Origin of the sequence: Collinsella sp. TF06-26, from assembly GCF_002232035.1 — a bacterium.
In the GTDB taxonomy this organism is placed as follows: domain Bacteria; phylum Actinomycetota; class Coriobacteriia; order Coriobacteriales; family Coriobacteriaceae; genus Collinsella.
Map to the genome: position 1 here is coordinate 1 of NZ_NKXR01000034.1, position 1522 is coordinate 1522.

Genomic DNA, 1522 nt, shown 5'->3' on the forward strand with positions numbered 1-1522 from the left:
GACCGCGGATTAGGCCGACAATGGTGAGTGTCTAATTCAGCCGCGGCGGCCACGCCGCATTCATGGAAGGGGCTCCCATGCTAGATACTACCACCTTCGTCGGCCTCGACGTCCACGCCCGCTCGATAAAGGCCGTCTCCCTCGACGTCATGACCGGGGAGGTGCGCGCCGCGACCTTCGGCTACGACGCCGGCGCCGTCGCGGAGTGGGTCCGCTCCGTGGACCCCGGGGCCAGGTGCGTGTACGAGTCCGGGGTCACGGGCTTCGACCTGCAGAAGAGGCTCTCCGGCCTGGGGGTCGACTGCGTGGTCGGCGCCGTCTCGAAGATGATCAAGCCCAGCGCGGACAGGCGCAGGAAGAACGACCGCAACGACGCCGAGTTCCTCGCCCGCATGCTGTCGGTCGGCAACGTGGTCGAGGTGTGGGTCCCCGACGACGAGTGCGAGGCCGCCCGCGACCTGACCAGGGCGCTCGAGGACGCGAGGGACGACCTCTCGCGCTCGAAGCAGCGGCTCTCCAAGTTCCTGCTCAGGCACGGGCTCGTCTTCGACGAGAGGACGCCCACCGGCCGCAGGAAGGGCAACTGGACCCGGGCGCACTGGTCCTGGATCGAGTCGATTAGGTTCGCGGAGGGGGCCGACGAGGAGGTGCTCGCCTACTACGTCGACGCGGTCAGGCGGGCGGCGGAGGAGAAGGCGAGGCTCGAGGGGCTCGTCGAGGCCGAGGCCCGCAAGCCCAGGTGGAGGAGGAGGGTCGACTCCCTCCGCTGCCTCAAGGGCGTCGACACCGCTTCCGCCGCCGACCTCGTGTTCGAGGCCGGCGAGTTCTCAAGGTTCAGGAACGCCCGCTCGTTCGCGGCGTGGGTCGGCCTGACGCCCTCCGAGCACTCCAGCGGGGAGAGCGACCGCAGGGGCGCGATCACCAAGGCCGGCAACAAGCACCTGAGGAAGACGCTGGTCGAGGCCGCGTGGCACTACCTGACGTGCTCGGGGCGGCCGAAGGACCTCGCCAAGGGCCAGGCCCCGGACCGGGGCGCCCGGAGGCATGCCGCCAAGGGCGTGCGGAGGCTGGTCGAGAGGCGGGAGGCGCTGCTCGCGCGCGGGGTCCACGGCAGCAAGGCGAACGTGGCCACGGCGCGCGAGCTCGCCTGCTGGGTGTGGGCGGTCGGCCTCATGGCCGAGGAGGCGTAGGGGGGCGGTCCCCCGCACATAAGCCAGTCACCCCGGAAGCGGTTCGATCCGAAGCCGTTGAGGCGAACCTCAGGTCCCTTTTCTGCGAGCGCCCAGGGCGCCACACGCGTGCACAGACTGTCGGTTCGACGTAGAAGCCTCAGCCGTAGCAACGGATTGCCCAGCGAGAGATCGCCACGGGCGGATATTAAACTGCAAAGACGAGCGTCGGTAAGACACGCCGAGGTCGCCGCGGACGGGTTGATATAGGGAGAGGGCCTGACCCCATATCGTTGGGGCCAGGCCCGATTTTGCCTCTTGACAATGTCCTGCTCATATTAAAAGGAACGTCC

At 68.6% G+C, this 1522-nt stretch carries 1 protein-coding gene; it reads left to right on the top strand.

The genetic code is table 11. The annotated features are described in order from the left end of the window. The first annotated feature begins 77 nt into the window (after positions 1-77). Positions 78-1190, top strand: a complete 1113-nt coding sequence (locus tag CHY22_RS09810) for an IS110 family transposase (protein ID WP_233502890.1) — start codon at positions 78-80, stop codon at positions 1188-1190. Positions 1191-1522 lie beyond the last annotated feature (332 nt).